Here is an 18018-nt window from a genome sequence, read left to right on the forward strand (position 1 = left end):
TACGCCCGTACCCGGCGGGGTTGGCCCGATGACGATTGCGTGCCTGCTCGCAAACACCCTCACAGCCGCCTGCCGCGCTAACGGTCTGGCAGAGCCCGAGGGGCTGACCGCCTAAACTGCGACCGGCACCATCGTGCCTTGCAAAAGGGCTGAAAGAAACAGGGCCGCAGCATATGCTGCGGCCCGGCAGGAAAACTTATCCGGTCCGGTCAGATGTCCAACGTATGCTCTTTTTCCCAGGGTGAGAAATGAGACACGAAGGAATTCCACTCCTGGTGTTTCATCTTCAGGAAGGCGCTGGAAAACTCCTGCCCCATTATCGCCTTCAACTCGGTGTCCTTGTCATATTCACGCAGGCCATCCAGCATGTTGAGCGGCAGTTTCGGCGCATCCGTGACGGTGTGACCTTCGGCATACATGTCGATGTCATAGCGCTGTCCGGGATCGGCCTTGCAGCGGATGCCCGAGAGGCCTGCAGCAATGATCACCGCCTGTAGCAGATAGGGGTTGGCGGCCCCATCGGCCAGGCGCAGCTCGAACCGGCCCGGTCCGGGGACGCGGACCATATGGGTGCGGTTGTTGCCGGTCCATGTCACCGTGTTTGGCGCCCAGGTGGCCCCTGACATGGTGCGCGGCGCGTTGATCCGCTTGTAGCTGTTCACTGTCGGGTTGGTGATCGCTGCCAGCGCGCTGGCATGTTTCATGATACCGCCGAGGAAATACTTTCCCTGTTCGCCTAGGCCCACCTCACCGGTCGGCCCGTCGCCTTCACCCGCAAATACGTTGGTTTTGGCGGCATCACCTGGCGCGTCCCAGACCGAGATATGGGCGTGGCAGCCATTGCCAGTCAGACCCTCGACCGGTTTTGGCATGAAAGTGGCGCGGAACCCGTGCTTTTCGGCAACCGATTTGGTCATGAATTTGAAGAAGGAATGCTTGTCCGCCGTGCGCAAGGCGTCATCGAATTCCCAGTTCATCTCGAACTGGCCATTCGCGTCCTCGTGGTCGTTCTGGTAGGGGCCCCAGCCCAGTTCCAGCATGTAGTCACAGATCTCGCGCACCACCTCATAGCGGCGCATCACCGCCTGCTGGTCGTAACAGGGCTTTTCGGCGGTATCGAACGGGTCGCTGATCTGGTCGCCCTCGGGGGTCAGCAGAAAAAACTCGGCCTCGACGCCGGTTTTAACATGCAACCCCATGTCAGCAGCCTCGTCGATCAGGCGGCGCAGCACGTTGCGCGGGGCCTGGGCGACATCCTCGCCTTCCATAACGCAATTGGCGGCAACCCAGGCAACTTCGGGTTTCCAGGGCAATTGAATGACCGAGGACGGGTCCGGCACCGCCAGCATGTCGGGATGGGCCGGTGTCATGTCCAGCCAGGTGGCGAACCCGGCAAAGCCTGCGCCATCTTCCTGCATCTCGGCAATCGCCTGTGCGGGCACCAGCTTGGCCCGCTGCCCACCGAACAGGTCGGTGAACGAGATCATGAAGTATTTGACGCCTTTTTCTTGTGCGAAAGCTGCGAGATCTGTCGTCACGATACGCTTTCCTTTCCCTGTTGGTTTTCAAATGCAAAACGCGGCCCCATCCGAGAGCCGCGCGCTATGTGTTCAGAACCCCTCTTTGCCGGGATACCAGCTGGTTCCGGCCAGTGGGACGCGCGCCATGGCGGCGGCCTCCATCGTCAGGGCGCAGAGGTCCTCGGGTTCCAGATTGTGCAGGTGGTTGTGCCCACAGGCCCGCGCGATGGTCTGCGCCTCCAGCGTCATCACCTTCAGGTAATTGCGCAGCCGCCGTCCGGCCTCGACCGGGTCGAGGCGCGCGGCAAGGTCCGGGTCCTGCGTGGTGATACCCGCCGGGTCCTGACCTTCGTGCCAGTCGTCGTAAGCGCCGGTGGTGGTGCCGAGTTTCTGGTATTCGGATTCCCATTTCGGGTCGTTATCCCCCAGCGCCACCAGCGCCGCAGTACCAATCGCCACGGCATCCGCGCCCAGGGCCAGCGCCTTGGCCACATCCGCGCCGGAGCGGATACCGCCCGAGATCACCAGCTGCACCTCGCGATGCACGCCGAGATCCTGCAGCGCCTGGACGGCAGGGCGAATGCAGGCCAGCGTCGGAATGCCCACATGTTCGATGAACACGTCCTGCGTCGCTGCCGTGCCGCCCTGCATCCCGTCCATGACAACGACATCGGCCCCGGCCTTCACCGCCAGCGCGGTGTCGTAGTAGGGGCGGGTTGCGCCGACCTTGACGTAGATCGGCACCTGCCAGCCGGTGATTTCCCGCAGTTCGAGGATCTTGATTTCCAGATCATCCGGCCCGGTCCAGTCCGGATGGCGGCAGGCCGAGCGCTGGTCGATGCCCTTGGGCAGGGTCCGCATATCGGCCACGCGGTCGGAGATCTTCTGGCCCAGCAGCATGCCGCCGCCGCCGGGTTTGGCGCCCTGGCCAACCACGATCTCAATCGCATCGGCCTTGCGCAGGTCGTTGGGGTTCATGCCATAGCGCGAGGGCAGGTACTGATAGACCAGCTTGCTGGAATGGCCACGCTCCTCAGGCGTCATACCACCATCACCGGTGGTGGTCGAGGTGCCCGCCGCCGACGCGCCCCGGCCCAGAGCCTCTTTTGCCGGGCCCGACAGCGCCCCAAAGCTCATCCCCGCGATGGTGACGGGGATATCGAGCTCAATCGGCTTCTTGGCAAAGCGCGTGCCCAGTGTCACCGAGGTATCGCAGCGCTCGCGATAGCCTTCCAGTGGATAGCGGCTGACGCTGGCGCCCAGAAACAGCAGATCGTCGAAATGCGGCACCTTGCGCTTTGCGCCGCCGCCCCGGATATCATAGATGCCGGTGGCCGCCGCGCGACGGATTTCGGCATTGATCGGGTTGGTAAAGGTCGCCGACTGGATCGGCAGGGTGCGGGGGATCTGATCGTCCATATCTTTCATACCCTTTCTCCTCAGTAGGCGGCGGAATTGCCGATGTCGAAATTGTAGAGCTGACGCGCCGAGCCATAGCGTTTGAACTCTTCCGGCTTGGCGTCGCTTCCGGCACGCTCCAGCAGATCCTTGAGAATCTCAAGATGTTCGGGGCGCATGTCTTTTTCGATGCAATCCGCGCCAAGGCTTTTGACCGAGCCGCGCACGAACAGGCGCGCCTCATAGAGCGAATCCCCCAGCGCGTCGCCCGCATCGCCGCAGACCACCAGATTGCCAGCCTGCGCCATGAAGGCGGACATGTGGCCGATATTGCCATGCACCACGATGTCGATGCCCTTCATCGAGATGCCGCAGCGCGAGCTGGCATTGCCCTTGATCACCAGCAATCCGCCATGGCCCGTGGCCCCGGCATATTGGCTGGCATCGCCGTCGACGATGACCTGACCGGACATCATGTTTTCCGCCACGCCGGGCCCGGCCGAACCTTCGACCCGGACCATCGCCTGCTGGTTCATGCCGGCGCAGTAATACCCGGTCGAGCCTTTGACCGTCACCTCGATCGGTGCGTCCAGACCAACGGCAATGGCGTGGCTGCCCTTGGGGTTCACCACCTCCCAGCTGGTCTGGTTGGTCTCGGTGCTCTGCGCCTGCAGGGCCGCGTTCAAACCGCGCAGGCCGTTTGCTTCCAGGTCATAAGTCTGCATGTCAGGCGGCCTTTTCGTGAGTGGTGGGGCTGTCAGTGTGGGACCAGAAATAGACCGTTGAGGGCTCGGGCTCCCAGACGCGGGCCTCTTCGATGCCGGGCAGGTTCACCAACGCGCGGTATTCGCTGCCAAAGGCCACGTATTGATCGGTTTCCGCCATCACGGCGGGTTTGCAGGCAATCGGATCGCGCACGACGCCAAAGCCATCCTTGGTGCCAACCACAAAAGTAAAGAACCCGTCCAGATCATCGAGGCTGGATTGTAGTGCCTCGCCCAGCGTCGCGCCGTTCATCATCTTCCAGGTCAGATAGGCGGCACCGACCTCGGTGTCGTTCTCGGTCTGGATCGTCACGCCCTCGCGGCGCAGCTTGCGGCGCAGCGAGTTGTGGTTGGATAGCGAGCCGTTATGGACCAGACACTGATCGGGGCCGGTGTTGAACGGGTGTGCGCCCATCGTGGTCACCGCGGATTCGGTGGCCATGCGGGTGTGCCCGATGCCATGGGTGCCGCTCATGCCGCTGAGGTTGAAGCGGGCCGCCACATCCTTGGGCAGGCCGACCTCCTTGTAGATCTCTAGGGTCTCGCCCCGGCTCATCAGCCGGACCGAGGGGCGGATCTCGGCCAGGGCCGCGCGCGCGGCCTCGAACTGATCGCCCGGGATGTCCAGAACGGCGTGGGTGTCGATGATCGTCTGCGTCACGCTCGCACCCAGGCGCTGGCCCAGATCTTCGGCCAGCCCGGCAAAATCCGCATCCGGTTTCGGAGACTGAACCGTCAGTTTGGTTTTGCCCTGTGTTTCAGTGCCGTAGATCGCAATTCCGGCGCTGTCCGGGCCGCGATCTGTCATGGTGATAAGCATGTCGGTCAGCATATCGCCCAGTTTGGGCGCAAGCGACTGATCTTTAAGGAATAGTCCGACAATTCCGCACATGGCAGGCAGCACTCCTTGTGAGTTTCATTGCGATTCGAAGCTATCAACTCTGGCGAAGAACATCAATAATTGCAGGAAAGTTTTTTTCCTAATAGGCAATGAGCGAGTACTTTTTGTGCACCCATTGCCCGCAGTCAGAACCGGACAAGACCTGCTCAATCGCGAAACGAGCTTGGAAACCATGGTCCTGCGCCGCGGTTTCGTCGTTCAGTTTGTCTGCGGGTAGCTGATCACCGAGATATAGCGCGCGGGCAGGGTGACCAGCCGTTCCGGGCCATGCGGCGCATCGGCGTCAAAGAACAGGGTGTCGCCCGGTTGCAAGGGATAGACCTCATCGCCATGGCGATAATCCACTTCGCCTTCCAGCATATAGATCGTCTCGATCCCGCCATGCTGAAAGGTCGGGAACACGTCGGATTCCACCGTCAGCGTGATCAGATAAGGTTCCACGATCACGCCGGAGCCGTTGGCGCCGATATGGCCCAACAGGTTGTATTGGTGGTTGGCGCGGGTGCCTTCGCGTTCCAACTCGACACCTTCGCCCGCCTTGGTATGCACCGCCTCGCGCCGTTCCTCGAACCGCCGGAAAAAGGCGGTCAACGGCACCGACAGCGCATGGGCCAGCGATTGCAGCGTCGTCAGCGACGGCGAGGTGTTGCCGTTTTCGATTTTGGACAGCATCCCGATCGACAGTCCGGTCAACTGCGCCAGTTCCGCCACCGTGATGTTTTGCTGTTTGCGAAAGGCACGAACCTCGCGACCGATGGCAACTTCGAGAACCTTTTCGCGCTCGCCGGTGCGAACCGAATGTGGATCCTGCGTCAGCTTTGCCGACATTTCTGCTTCGTTTTTCTTGGATTTCATCTCGTCAAAGCCTTGCTACTCTCCGCCAGGCCCTTTCCGCAAGGTGATGTGCTGACCTGTGCAAACCAATTCGGTCTACCTTAGCACCGGCATTTCCTGATAGTAAAATAATCATGCTGACAGAAAAAAGAATCGAGATTGGATTTCTGCTCTTTGACGGGTTTCCGATGGCCTGTCTGACCTCTTTGATCGAGCCTTTGCGCGCTGCGAACGAGATTGCTGGGCAGGGGGCGTTTTGCTGGTCCCTGATCACCGAACGCGGTCAGAAAGTCCGCTCCAGCGCCGAAGTCCGGTTCGAGGCCGAGCGCCCGCTTTCGGAGTGTCAGCACATCGATATCCTGTTCCTGCTCAGCAGCCCGACCTCCGGCTTTGCTGATCCGGGCTATGGCAACGGCGCGCTGCGCAGCCTCGCGCGGCACGGCACCATTCTGGGCGGCATCAGCGGTGGTGTCTTTCCGCTGGTGCGGTCGGGCGTGATGACGGGGCATCCCGTCTCGGTCCATTGGTGTTATGAGGCCGCGTTTGAGGCCGAATTCCCGGATATGGATGCCCGTTGCGAGGTGATCGTTACCGATGCGACCCGCTACACCGCTGCGGGCGCGGCGGCTGCCTTTGACCTGGCCCTGCACCTGATCGAAGACCGGCTGGGCGGCGATGTCGCGCATGAGGTCGCCTGCTGGTTCCAGCATCCGATGATGCGCGGCGAAGGTGTGCGCCAACAGGTCCCCAGCACCAGTTCGCCGGATACCGGTGATCGCTTGCCGCCGCTGGTGGCGCGCTGCGTTGATCTGTTTTCCCGTCATATCAGCGAGCCGATCTCGATCGCTGACGTGGCGCGGCAGACCGGCGTGACCCCGCGCCAGATCGAACGCGCCTTCAAACAGGCCACGGGGCGAAGCCCGAGCCATTACTACCGCGCCATGCGGATGAAGGCCGCCCGCCAGATGGTGGTCTATACCAAGGACCCGCTGGCGGAAATTGCCCTGGCCATCGGCTATGCGTCTGTCGCACCGCTGGTGGCGCATTACCGGTCGGCTTTTGGCCTCAGCCCCAGCGAGGATCGCCGCCGGATCAACCGGTTCCGGGTTGAGGGGAACGCCCCGCTGCCGTCGATCTGATCAGCGCCCTACAGAGCGGATGTCATCGCTGCCAGGATGGCATGATTTAGCGACCCGGCCGAAGAGCGTGGCCCATAGATGCTGAACGCCTCGGGTGCGCGACACAGGACGAAACACCCGAGATGATGGATCGGCGTCCCCGCGGCGTCACCCTCTTCCATCTTCCGTGCGTCCAGCGGGCAGAGCAGTTCCAGCACCGCCAGAACATCCGCGCCGCTCAGATCGAACCGCACCCAGGCGTCGGTTTGTTCCGAGACCGAGGCCGTATCGCCAAGCGCTGCCTTTGCCTGCTCGGCCAGATCCTCGTGGCTGTCGAATGGTGCCTCGACCATCCACTGATCCGGCCCGGTCCAGAAGGCTGCAACAGGTGCACCCTCGAACCGTCCGATGGCGGGGGCGGGGGTGCCGATTAGCTTGGCCAGCGCTTTGGCCGCCTTCTTTTCCCGTCCTAGCCGCGCCGCGACCGAGGCCAGGGCCACGCCGGGCACTTCGCTGCAGGTGACCGTTCCTGTTGTATCGACGCGGGGCTCTGATCCGCCCAGGGCGGTGATTGCTACCAGATCATGCACGAAGCCGTTCTCCCTCTGGGTCGACGAAATGGGCCGATACGATTTCGACCTCGACGGTCAGGTCGGTCACGGGCGAGACAAGGCGCATCTTCTCGCCCATCCGCGCACCGCCGTTTTTCAGGAGACCCAGGCCGATATGACAGTCCAGCGCGGGCGAGAAAGCGGCCGAGGTGGCATAGCCCTGATCATGGGCCGCATCGACCGGGCCAGTCGCATTCATCAGATGCCCGCCAGCGGTGATCTTGTCGGTCTGACTCACCGGTTTGATACCGACCATCATCAGCGCATCCGGTTCGTTCAGCCCTTCGCGTTCGGAGAGGGTCGAGCCGATGCTGTCCTTCTTCTTGGACACCATCCGTCCCATGCCCAGGTTCAGCGCGGTTGTTGTTCCGTTCAACTCGTTGCCCGCCGCGTGCCCCTTTTCGATCCGCATCACACCCAGGGCCTCTGTGCCATAAGGCACTACGTTGAATTCTTCGCCCTCAGCCATCAGACGCCGCATCAGCGCGTCGCCATAGCGGGAGGGCACGGCGATTTCAAAGGCAAGCTCTCCTGAGAAGGAAATCCGGAACAGCCTTGCCCGCAACCCGCCGCAGACGGTGATGTTGCCGCAGGCCATGAAGGGGAAACCTTCGTTCGAGATATCGAATTCCGGGTCGACGATCTTTTGCAGCAGCTTGCGCGAATTGGGTCCGGCAACGGCATATTGCGCCCAGGCTTCGGTGGTTGAGATTAGCTGCACATCCATGTCCGGGAACAGGCATTGCCGGACAAATTCCATGTGGCGATAAACACCTACGGCGTTTGCAGTGGTGGTTGTGACGACGAAGTGATCCTCGGCCAGCCGTGCCGCCGTGCCGTCATCCATCACCATGCCATCTTCGCGCAGCATCAGACCATAACGGGTCTTGCCGACTGCCAGCTTGGCGAAACCGTTGCAGTAGATCCGGTTCAGGAAGGCGGCTGCGTCGCTGCCTTGCACATCAATCTTGCCCAGTGTGGTACAGTCGCACACCCCGACCGAGGCGCGGGTCTGGCGCACTTCGCGATCCACCGACTCGCGCCAATGGGTCTCCCCCGGCAGCGGGAACCACTGTGCACGCAGCCAGTTGCCAACCTCGACAAACACGGCGCCGCGCTCCTTGGCCCAATAATGCGAGGGTGTCAGGCGGGTCGGGTGGAACTCCTTGCCCTTCATCCGGCCCGCGAAAGTGGCGATCGGAACGGGGGTATAGGGCGGGCGGAAAATGGTGGTGCCGGTTTCGGGGATGGACTTGCCCGCAAGCTCGGCCATGATCGCCAGACCGCCCATGTTCGAGGTCTTGCCCTGATCGGTCGCCATGCCAAGCGTGGTATAGCGTTTCAGATGCTCGACCGAGCGGAAGCCTTCCTGATGGCTGAGCTTCACATCCTTGACCGTCACATCATTCTGCTGATCAAGCCAGGCGCGGGAACAGCCCTGCACATACCAGAAGGGTGTTTGTGATGCGGGTGCATCCTCGGCAGCGGGCAGGTCGGGCAGGGATCCTTTCAGATCCAGCGCTTTCATCGCGCTTTCGGCACCGGAGCGGAGCGCACCATGGGTAGAGAATGCGCCGTTGGCCGCGCCTGCCACCGACAGACCCGGCGGCAGGTCAGTACCGGGGACAAAGGCGGCCAGATCGTCGTTCCAGACCGGGCGTCCACGCTGATGGCATGTCAGATGCACATTCGGGTTCCAGCCGCCCGACACACCCAGCGCGCCGCATTCCAGCACCCGGGTCGACCCGTCGGCCAGCGCGATCTCGACAAAGCTCAGGCCGAGACGCCCCTTGGTGTCGCTGACTTGCGCGCCGCGCAGGACTTCATAATCGTGATTGATCGGTGCATCCGGGCGCACGTCGATCACGGCGGCGATCTTGACGCCTTTGGCGTGCAGATCGGCGGCGGTGCGGTGCCCGTCATCATTGTTGGTAAAGACCGCCACCCGCTGCGCCGCCGTGGTGGCAAACCGGTTGGCATAGGTCCGCAGCGCGCTGGCGAGCATGATGCCGGGCCGGTCGTTATTTTCAAACGCGATCGGGCGTTCGGTTGCGCCCGCACAGAGCAAGCTGCGCTTGGTGTAGATGCGCCAGAGGATCTGGCGCGGCTTGCCTGCGGGCAGTGAGGCCAGATGGTCGCCGGTCCGCTCGACCGCGCCATAGATGCCGTGATCGAAGGCACCGATCACCGTTGTGCGTGGCATCAGGCGCACATTGGGAAGGGCTGAAAGTTCAGCCACGGCCTGCGCCGCCCAGTCTGCGGCAGTACCGTCGTTCAGGGCAAAGCTCTCGCTGTTCAGCCGCCCGCCAAGGGCGAAATCCTCATCCGCCAGAATGACATCCGCGCCCGCTCGTCCGGCGGTCAGCGCCGCCATCAGACCGGCGGGACCGGCCCCGATGATCAGCAGATCGCAGTGACGGAAGCCCTTGTCATATTCGTCCGGGTCCTCCTGCATTGACAGCGATCCCAGCCCGGCGGCGCGGCGGATCATCGGCTCATAGAGCTTTTCCCAGAAGGCGGCGGGCCACATGAAGGTCTTGTAATAGAATCCCGCCGTCAGAAAATTCGAGAACCGGTCATTGATCGCCAGAGCATCGAATTTCAGGCTGGGCCAGCGGTTCTGAGACCGCGCCTCCAGCCCGTCAAACATCTCGATCGTGGTGGCGCGGGTGTTGGGCTCCTGACGGTTGCCTGTGCGCAGTTCAACGATCCCGTTGGGTTCCTCGGAGCCAGCGGTCAGCAAGCCGCGCGGGCGGTGATATTTGAACGACCGCCCGATCAGGCGCACATTGTTGGCCAGCAGGGCCGATGCCAGCGTATCGCCGGGATGGGCGGTGTAGCTGCGGTTGTCGAATTTGAAATTCAGGGTCGTATTGCGGTCGATCTGGCCGCCGCTCAGCCTGTTGCCTTGGGTCATTTGGATCGCCCCTGCGCCCGGGCCACGTCGCGGGCCAGTTCCACCTTTGAAATCTCATGGGTCATGGTATTGCGCGTGACCACCAGCCAGGACCGGTCGCCGCTTTCGTGAAACCACAGCTCGCGATGTTCCCCGGCGGGATTGTCGCGCAGATAGGCGTAGTCATAAAAGGCCTCTGCCGCGTTCTCAGCCTGCCAGTCGGGCCGGTCGATCAGGGAGGCATCGCCGAGATAGACAAATTCCGAACTGTCACGCGGCCCCAGCAAGGGGTGGTCGATAATCATGGTGTCGTTCCCCTCAATGCAGGTTGGGCTGATTGCCCGCGCCTTTTTCGTCGATCATCCGACCGGTGCGGAACCGGTCCAGCCGATAGGCGGTGGCGGTGGGGTGTGGCTCATTCCGAGCCAGAAGATGGGCGAAGCAATAGCCCGAGGCCGGGGTTGCCTTGAACCCGCCATAACACCAGCCGCCGTTGAAATAGAGCCCTTCGACCGGCGTCCGGTCGATGATGGGCGAGCCATCCATCGACATGTCCATGATGCCGCCCCACATCCGCAAGAGCCGCGCGCGGCCGATCATCGGCATCAGGGCCATCCCGCCCTCGCAGACATCCTCGACCACCGGCAAGTTGCCGCGTTGGGCGTAGGTGTTATAGCCGTCGATATCGCCGCCGAAGACCAGCCCGCCCTTGTCGGACTGGCTGACATAGAAATGCCCCGCGCCAAAAGTGATGACGCCCGGCAGGACCGGTTTGAGACCTTCCGAGACGAAGGCCTGCAGCACATGGCTTTCGATGGGCAGCCGGATATCGGCCATCCCCATCACGCGCCCCGAGTTGCCCGCAACCGCGCAGCCGACCTTGCCCGCGCCGATGAAGCCTTTTGAGGTTTCGACGCCAAGGCATTTGCCGTCCTCGATGCGGAACCCGGTGACCTCGCAATTCTGGATGATATCGACGCCATGGCTATCGGCCGAGCGGGCATAACCCCAGGCCACCGCATCATGGCGCACCGTGCCGCCACGCCGCTGCATCAGCCCGCCTTTGATCGGAAAGCGCGCATCGTTGAAGTTCAGATAGGGATATTCCTTGCGCACCTGCTCGGCGTCCAGCAGCTCCGCATCGGCCCCGTTCAGGATCATCGCATTGCCGCGCCGCGTGAAGGCGTCGCGCTGCGCGTCCGAGTGGATCAGGTTGATGATCCCGCGCTGGCTGACCATCGCGTTATAGTTCAGGTCCTGTTCCAGCCCCTCCCACAGCTTCAGCGAGAATTCGTAGAAGGGTTCGTTGCCATCCAGCAGATAGTTCGAGCGGATGATGGTGGTGTTCCGGCCCACATTGCCGCCGCCGATCCAACCCTTTTCGATCACCGCGACATTGCGCTGTCCATAGACCTTGGCAAGGTAATGCGCCGTGGCCAGCCCATGCCCGCCACCGCCAATCACCACGACGTCATACTGCGCCTTGGGTTCGGGATCGCGCCAGGCCGGTTTCCACCCTTTGTGACCGGTGAGCGCCTCTTTGATGACCTTGAAGCCGGAATATCGCATGAATCGGACCTTTTTTGCCAGAATTCACGCAAATTCGCCTTTTGGGTATTCTCAAACCCGACATCGGTGATGTTGAATCAGACCTTAAGGGGTGCGGATTGCGAGAAAATAGCAGGGCCTGCATGTCCCGTTACATTCGTGATTGCCACCCTCCGCTTTCACTCTTTCTGCCGGACCTCGTTTACCCAGGCGACGATCACGGCGCGGCCCTCTTCATCCATTTGCACCGCGTTGGGGGGCGGCATGGCATGGCTTATGCCGGCCTGCAGATAGATTTGGTCAGCTTGCCGCGCGACGTCACCCGGCGTTTCCAGATAGACGCCTTTGGGGGCCCATTTCATGGTGCCCCAGACCGGCTCGCGAGCGTGACACATCGAGCAGTTGCCGAGCACCGTATCATAGGCCTCGTCAAAGCTGGCGGCAGAGGCAAATTTCTGCTCGTATTGGGTCAGGGGCTGGGCCTCGGCCTGTTCAAGGGTTTGCGTCGGGCGCACCGAGGACAGCCAGGCAATCAGGATCATCAGGATGACCGTCACACCCCATGTCCAATGCGGGCCTTTGCCTGTTGCATGCATGGTGTTGAAGTAGTGGCGGATGGTGACGCCGGTCAGGAAGATCAGGCTGGCAATGATCCAGGCATATTGCGTGCCGAAGGCCAGCGGATAGTGGTTCGACAACATCAGGAAGACGACCGGCAAGGTCAGATAGTTGTTATGGGTTGAGCGGACCTTGGCGATCTTGCCGTATTTGGCATCCGGGGTCCGCCCGGCCTTGAGATCCGCCACAACGATGCGCTGGTTTGGCATGATCTGAAAGAACACGTTCGCGGTCATGATCGTGGCCGTAAAGGCCCCCAGATGCAGCAGCGCCGCGCGCCCTGTGAAGATCTGATTATAGCCCCAGGACATCGCCACAAGGATCACGAACAAGAGCAACATCAGGACGGTCGGATGCTCGCTGAGCCGGGATTTGCACATCTGATCATAGAGCAACCAGCCGATGGTCAGAGACCCGCCAGAGATCAGGATTCCCTGCCACAGCGACAGATCGGCCTTCGTTGGGTCGAGCAGGAACAACTCGCCGCCGACCCAATACATGATCATCAGCAGGGCCGCGCCCGAAAGCCATGTCGTGTAGCTCTGCCATTTGTGCCAGGTCAGATGTTCGGGCATCTGCGCCGGGGCCACCAGATATTTGACGGTATGATAGAAGCCGCCGCCATGCACCTCCCATTCTTCGCCATAGGCACCATCCGGCAATGCCGGGTTTGGCTTCAGCATGAGGTCGAGGGCGATGAAATAGAATGACGCGCCAATCCACGCCATCGCGGTAATGACATGCAACCAGCGGACCGAGAACGCGATCCAGTCCCACGCCACAGCCAGATCATACATAGCAGATTCCTCTTGTTCTTTACCGGGGCACCCTATGCGACCGCGCATTACTCTGGTATTGTCGAAGAATATCAAGAAGCATCAAAAAAAACAGAACAATGTCCTATCTCGACAATATCCGCACCTTTGTGCGCGTCTATGAACTGGGAAGCATGTCGGCCGCGGGCCGCGATTTGCGTATCTCGCCGGCGGTGACCTCGTCACGCATCTCGCAACTCGAAGAGCATCTGAGCGTGAGGCTGTTCCAGCGGACGACGCGCAGCCTGACGCCGACCGAGCAGGGGCAGGCCTTTTACACCGGGGCCTGTGACATCCTGGAATCCGTCGAAAGCGCCGAGGCGCAGGTCGTCAATATTACCGAATACCCCAAGGGTTCTCTCTATGTGGCCGCCCCGTTGGGCGTCGGGCGTCGGTTGATCGCGCCGCAGGTGCCCAATTTCCTGAAGGAATATCCCGAGGTCAAAATCCGGCTGCGACTGACCGACCGCAATGTCGATCTGACGACCGAGGGGCTCGACCTGGCGTTTTTTCTGGGCCAGCCCGAAGACAGCAATCTGCGCATCCGCAAGATTGCCGATGTTGACCGGGTGCTCTGCGCCGCGCCCTCTTACATCGCGGAGCGCGGCAACCCGGCATCCGGTGAACAGCTGGTGTCAGAGCGTCATGAATGCCTGAACCTGCGGTTCCCGGGAGCCACCGAGTTTCAATGGCCGTTGGTGACGCCGGAGGGACCCAAGAAATTTGCGGTTTCGGGCCGCTATGAATCCGATGATGGCGATGTGCTGACCGATTGGGCGCTGGCCGGGAACGGGATTGCCATGAAACCGCTTTTTGAGGTTTCGGAACATATCAAATCCGGCGCGCTTGTTCCGGTCGCGACCGAGACACCGCCGGAATCCATCCAGATGGCGTGCCTGTTCACCCACCGCAAATGGCAAGACCCCAAAACACGCCTGTTCATGGAGTTCGTGATCGAGCGGATTGGCAAGGTCATTCGCGGCAGTGCGCTTCGGGCCTAGCTGCCGCGATAGGTGGAATAGCCGAACGGCGACAGCAGCAGCGGCACGTGGTAATGCGAGGCCTCCGACATGCCGAACCTGAGAGGGATGACATCGAGGAAGCGCGGGGTCTCGGGCGGGGTGCCACAGGCGTCAAGATAGCTGCCCGCGTGAAAGACCAGCTCATACACACCGGTTTCGAACGCCTCGGCGGGCAGGATTTGTTCATCCGTGCGCCCGTCATCATTGGTCACAAGCGTCTTGAGATGCATGCGCTTGTCCCCGTCGAGCCGGTAAAGCTCGACCCTGAGGCCTTGCGCCGGACAGCCACGCGCGGTGTCAAGCACATGAGTTGTCAGATATCCGGTCATTGTCGCCTCTCCTTTTTTCGGTGCTGTTTTTATAGGCGCAATGCTTAGCAAGCTGCAAAGCGCTCTGGGCAAGATACTCTTTCGTCGTTTTTTTGAAAAATTTTTGAATTGTTTTGGATTACTGAGGAATGAAAGCAAAAGGAACACAAGCGTGACCCGCTACCCCCGTGACATGACAGGCTATGGCGCTACCCCGCCCGCCGCGAACTGGCCGAATGGCGCGAAGATCGCCGTGCAGATCGTGCTGAATTATGAAGAAGGCGGCGAAAACAACATCCTGCATGGGGATGCGGCCTCTGAGGCGTTTCTGTCCGAGATCACCGGCGCGCAACCCTGGCCCGGTCAGCGCCATTGGAACATGGAATCGATCTATGAATACGGCGCGCGCGCCGGGTTCTGGCGGGTTCACCGGTTGTTGAGCGATCTGCCGATCACCGTTTACGGGGTTGCAACGGCCCTGGCACGTGCGCCGGAACAGGTTGCCGCGATGAAAGGCGCGGGCTGGGAGATTGCCAGCCATGGCCTGAAATGGGTCGAACATAAGGATATGCCCGAAGAAGAAGAACGCGCCCAGATTGCCGAGGCGATCCGGCTGCACCGTGAGGCAACGGGCGAGGCCCCGCGCGGCTGGTATACCGGTCGCTGTTCCAACAACACCGTGCGGCTGGCGGCTGAGACCGGCCAGTTCGACTATGTCGCGGACAGCTATGCTGATGATCTGCCCTATTGGATGCGTTTTGGCGCGCGGGATCAGTTGATCGTTCCCTACACGCTGGATTGCAACGATATGCGTTTTGCCATTCAGGCGGGCTTTACCAGCGGCGATCAGTTCGAAACCTATCTGAGGGACAGCTTCGACACGCTCTATGAAGAGGGGGCCGCCAGTGCGCCCAAGATGCTGTCGATTGGTCTGCATTGCCGTCTGATCGGGCGTCCCGGTCGTGCCGCCGCCCTGCGCCGGGTGATCGAGTATTTCAAATCCCACGATGGCGTCTGGTTCGCGACGCGGCTGCAGATCGCGCAGCACTGGGCGCAGGAGAACCCCCCGATGCAAAACCCCCGCCCCTCCGAGATGGACCGCGACAGCTTTGTGGCCGAGTTCGGCGGTATTTTTGAGCACAGCCCCTGGATTGCCGAAGGCGCGCATGATCTGGAACTGGGGCCCACGCATGACACGGCGTGCGGCGTCCATCAGATGCTGGCTCGCGTGTTCCGCGCCGCGTCCGAGGACAAACGCCTTGGCGTTCTGACCGCGCACCCGGATCTGGCGGGCAAGCTTGCCGAAGCCAAGCGGCTGACTGCAGAATCCACGGCTGAGCAGGCCTCTGTCGGCTTGGATGCGTTGACGGATGAGGAACGCACCAGTTTCACGCGTTTGAACGAGGCCTATACCTCAAAATTCGGTTTCCCCTTCATCATTGCGGTGCGCGACAACACCAAAGCGTCGATCATGGAGGCGTTTGAACGCCGTATAAACCATGACCGGGCGACCGAATTCGACGAGGCCTGCCGACAGGTCGAACGCATCGCCGAATTGCGGCTGCTGGAGAAGCTCGGCGCATGACCAGACATATCAAGGCCGAACCCCTGACCGCTGCTGCCTTTGCCCCTTACGGCGATGTGATGGAGGCCAGCGGCGCCCCTGACAAGCTGATCAACCAAGGCCGCTGCGCCCGGTTCCATAATCGGGCGGATCTGGATTTCTCGGATGGGGCGGCTGGCATCAGCATCTTCAGGGGCGAGAAGGAAACCCTGCCTCTGGCGCTGAGGATGGTCGAGCGGCACCCGGCGGGCAGTCAGGCCTTTGTGCCGATGTCTGCCGATCCGTTTCTGGTTGTCGTGGCCCGCGACAACGATGGTGTGCCGACCGATCCGCTGGCGTTTCTCACCTGGCCGGGTCAGGCGATCAATTTTCACCGCGGCACCTGGCACGGCGTTCTGACGCCCCTGTCCGAACCGGGGCTGTTTGCGGTCATCGACCGGATCGGAGAGGGCGCGAACCTTGAGGAATACTGGTTCGAGACGGAATACGTAATCGAAAGATGAAAATCGAAGTTGGCGGAAGGGCCAGCACAAAGCATCTTCACAGGAGGATTACCCCCATGGCAGACACATCTATCGGGACACCGGAACAACTCCGCGACCCGAATTACACCCCGGCGCTCCACCGCGCTATTCCGTTGGGCATTCAGCATGTCCTGGCCATGTTCGTGTCAAACGTGACGCCCGCGATCATCATCGCGGGCGCTGCCGGTTTTGGGTTCGGGTCGGACGCCGGCGCGCAGGGTTTCCCGGATATGACCTATCTGATCCAGATGTCGATGCTGTTTGCCGGGATTGCCACCCTCTTGCAGACCATTGGCTTCGGTCCGGTCGGGGCGCGGCTGCCGATTGTGCAGGGCACCAGCTTTGCCTTCATCCCGATCATGATCCCGCTGGTCGCGGGCAAGGGCGTCGAGGCGCTGCCCGTTCTCTTTGGCGGCGTTATTGTCGGCGGGCTGTTTCATGCCTTCATCGCGACATTCATCGGCAAGATCCGCTTCGCCCTGCCGCCGCTTGTGACCGGGCTGGTAGTCACGATGATTGGTCTGGCGCTGGTGAAAGTGGGCATTCAATATGCCGCCGGAGGCGTGCCCGCAATCGACAAGCCGGAATATGGCAGCCTGCTGAACTGGTCGGCGGCCCTGGTTGTTGTCTTTGTCACGCTGGCGCTGAAGTTTTACGCCAAGGGCATGCTGGCGGTGTCGGCTGTCGTGATCGGGATAGTGGTGGGATATTTCTACGCCATGGCGATGGGTATGGTCACAATGGAGGGTATCGCAACAAGCTGGGGCCGCGCGGCACCCATCGCCTTCCCGGTGCCGTTCAAATACGGGTTCGAGTTTGGCTTCGCCGCCATCGTCGGCTTCTGCCTGATGGCTTTTGTGTCGGCGGTGGAAACCGTCGGCGATGTCTCGGGTGTCACCAAAGGGGGTGCCGGGCGTGAAGCGACCGAAGAGGAAATCACCGGCGCGACCTATGCTGACGGTGTTGGCTCTGCGGTTGCCGGTATCTTCGGCGGCTTCCCCAACACGTCGTTCAGCCAGAATGTGGGCCTGATCGCCATGACGGGTGTCATGAGCCGCCATGTGGTGACCATCGGCGCGCTGTTCCTGATCCTGTGCGGGTTGGTGCCAAAAGTGGGCGCTGTGATCCGCACCATCCCGATCGAGGTTCTGGGCGGTGGCGTCATCGTCATGTTCGGCATGGTGGTTGCTGCGGGCATCTCGATGCTGTCCGACGTGAACTGGAATCGCCGCAACATGGTGATCTTTGCGATCTCTCTGTCCATCGGGCTTGGGTTGCAGCTTGATCCGAAAGCTGTGCAATACCTGCCGGACACGCTGCGCATCCTGATGACAAGCGGGTTGCTGCCTGCTGCCCTGATTGCCATCGTGCTGAACCTGATCCTGCCCGAGGAGTTGTCGGACGAAGCAACCGAAGAGGTCTCAGGCGGTATGGCAGGACATAGCAAAGGCTCGCTGCCGCATGACGGGCATGCCTGAGTTGGCCGGGTGTGGCGTTTGCGCGTTGCACCCATTAACGCAAACAGAAAAGCGGCGCCGAAGGGGCGCCGCTTTTGCATTCGGGTCGTTCTTGTAAGA

At 61.5% G+C, this 18018-nt stretch carries 16 protein-coding genes and 1 pseudogene; 6 read left to right on the forward strand and 11 right to left on the reverse strand.

Features of this window, described 5'->3' with window-relative positions; genetic code table 11:
* Positions 1 to 115: pseudogene (locus Q5Y75_RS17665) on the forward strand (bifunctional methylenetetrahydrofolate dehydrogenase/methenyltetrahydrofolate cyclohydrolase); the annotation flags it as partial.
* A 94-nt stretch (positions 116 to 209) separates the two neighbouring features.
* Here Q5Y75_RS17665 and glnT read toward each other — a convergent pair.
* The 5 genes from glnT to Q5Y75_RS17690 all read right to left on the reverse strand — a co-directional run bounded on the left by glnT (position 210) and on the right by Q5Y75_RS17690 (position 5438).
* Complete coding sequence (glnT, locus tag Q5Y75_RS17670; protein ID WP_306199908.1) at positions 210 to 1538, reverse strand: type III glutamate--ammonia ligase; 1329 nt, start codon at positions 1536 to 1538, stop codon at positions 210 to 212.
* Positions 1539 to 1610: 72 nt separating this feature from the next.
* A complete protein-coding gene (locus tag Q5Y75_RS17675; RefSeq protein WP_306200279.1) occupies positions 1611 to 2939 on the reverse strand; it encodes an FMN-binding glutamate synthase family protein in 1329 nt (442 codons plus the stop codon).
* Positions 2940 to 2959: 20 nt separating this feature from the next.
* Entirely contained in the window at positions 2960 to 3643 is a 684-nt protein-coding gene (locus tag Q5Y75_RS17680) for a GXGXG domain-containing protein (RefSeq protein WP_306199910.1), read from the reverse strand.
* Position 3644: 1 nt separating this feature from the next.
* Positions 3645 to 4574: a class II glutamine amidotransferase gene (locus Q5Y75_RS17685; protein WP_306199912.1), complete on the reverse strand. Its 930-nt coding sequence runs from the start codon at positions 4572 to 4574 to the stop codon at positions 3645 to 3647.
* 207 nt (positions 4575 to 4781) lie between these two features.
* Positions 4782 to 5438: a helix-turn-helix domain-containing protein gene (locus Q5Y75_RS17690; RefSeq protein WP_306199914.1), complete on the reverse strand. Its 657-nt coding sequence runs from the start codon at positions 5436 to 5438 to the stop codon at positions 4782 to 4784.
* 113 nt (positions 5439 to 5551) lie between these two features.
* Here Q5Y75_RS17690 and Q5Y75_RS17695 point away from each other — a divergent pair, with 113 nt between their 5' ends.
* Positions 5552 to 6556: a GlxA family transcriptional regulator gene (locus tag Q5Y75_RS17695; protein ID WP_306199916.1), complete on the forward strand. Its 1005-nt coding sequence runs from the start codon at positions 5552 to 5554 to the stop codon at positions 6554 to 6556.
* A gap of 8 nt (positions 6557 to 6564) precedes the next feature.
* Here Q5Y75_RS17695 and Q5Y75_RS17700 read toward each other — a convergent pair whose 3' ends face one another.
* The 5 genes from Q5Y75_RS17700 to Q5Y75_RS17720 all read right to left on the reverse strand — a co-directional run bounded on the left by Q5Y75_RS17700 (position 6565) and on the right by Q5Y75_RS17720 (position 13005).
* On the reverse strand, positions 6565 to 7125 hold the full coding sequence (locus Q5Y75_RS17700; protein ID WP_306199919.1) for a sarcosine oxidase subunit gamma: 561 nt from the start codon (positions 7123 to 7125) through the stop codon (positions 6565 to 6567).
* Positions 7118 to 10063 (reverse strand): sarcosine oxidase subunit alpha family protein, encoded by a 2946-nt coding sequence (locus Q5Y75_RS17705; RefSeq protein ID WP_306199922.1) that lies wholly within the window; start codon positions 10061 to 10063, stop codon positions 7118 to 7120. Before Q5Y75_RS17705 ends, Q5Y75_RS17700 begins: the two co-directional genes overlap by 8 nt.
* Complete coding sequence (locus Q5Y75_RS17710; RefSeq protein ID WP_306199924.1) at positions 10060 to 10347, reverse strand: sarcosine oxidase subunit delta; 288 nt, start codon at positions 10345 to 10347, stop codon at positions 10060 to 10062. Before Q5Y75_RS17710 ends, Q5Y75_RS17705 begins: the two co-directional genes overlap by 4 nt.
* Positions 10348 to 10360: 13 nt before the next feature.
* Positions 10361 to 11611, reverse strand: a complete 1251-nt coding sequence (locus tag Q5Y75_RS17715; protein WP_306199928.1) for a sarcosine oxidase subunit beta family protein — start codon at positions 11609 to 11611, stop codon at positions 10361 to 10363.
* A 158-nt stretch (positions 11612 to 11769) separates the two neighbouring features.
* Positions 11770 to 13005 (reverse strand): urate hydroxylase PuuD, encoded by a 1236-nt coding sequence (locus Q5Y75_RS17720; protein WP_306199931.1) that lies wholly within the window; start codon positions 13003 to 13005, stop codon positions 11770 to 11772.
* Positions 13006 to 13103: 98 nt separating this feature from the next.
* Between Q5Y75_RS17720 and Q5Y75_RS17725 the strand changes: the two genes are divergently transcribed.
* Positions 13104 to 14024 (forward strand): LysR family transcriptional regulator, encoded by a 921-nt coding sequence (locus Q5Y75_RS17725; RefSeq protein ID WP_306199934.1) that lies wholly within the window; start codon positions 13104 to 13106, stop codon positions 14022 to 14024.
* Here the strand turns inward: Q5Y75_RS17725 and uraH are convergent.
* Positions 14021 to 14374, reverse strand: a complete 354-nt coding sequence (uraH, locus tag Q5Y75_RS17730) for a hydroxyisourate hydrolase (RefSeq protein WP_306199937.1) — start codon at positions 14372 to 14374, stop codon at positions 14021 to 14023. The two genes, Q5Y75_RS17725 and uraH, sit on opposite strands and share 4 nt — an antisense overlap.
* 151 nt (positions 14375 to 14525) lie before the next feature.
* Here uraH and puuE point away from each other — a divergent pair, with 151 nt between their 5' ends.
* The 3 genes from puuE to Q5Y75_RS17745 are packed head-to-tail and all read left to right on the forward strand — an operon-like array spanning position 14526 to position 17919.
* Entirely contained in the window at positions 14526 to 15938 is a 1413-nt protein-coding gene (puuE, locus tag Q5Y75_RS17735) for an allantoinase PuuE (RefSeq protein ID WP_306199940.1), read from the forward strand.
* A complete protein-coding gene (locus Q5Y75_RS17740) occupies positions 15935 to 16420 on the forward strand; it encodes an ureidoglycolate lyase (protein WP_306199943.1) in 486 nt (161 codons plus the stop codon). The genes puuE and Q5Y75_RS17740 overlap by 4 nt, the downstream gene beginning before the upstream one ends.
* Before the next feature lie 56 nt (positions 16421 to 16476).
* Positions 16477 to 17919 carry a nucleobase:cation symporter-2 family protein gene (locus tag Q5Y75_RS17745; protein WP_306199946.1) on the forward strand — a complete coding sequence of 481 codons (1443 nt, stop codon included), beginning with the start codon at positions 16477 to 16479 and terminating at the stop codon, positions 17917 to 17919.
* The last annotated feature ends 99 nt before the right edge of the window (positions 17920 to 18018 follow it).

The sequence above is a fragment of the Ruegeria discodermiae genome, assembly GCF_030758345.1.
Lineage (GTDB): Bacteria > Pseudomonadota > Alphaproteobacteria > Rhodobacterales > Rhodobacteraceae > Ruegeria_C.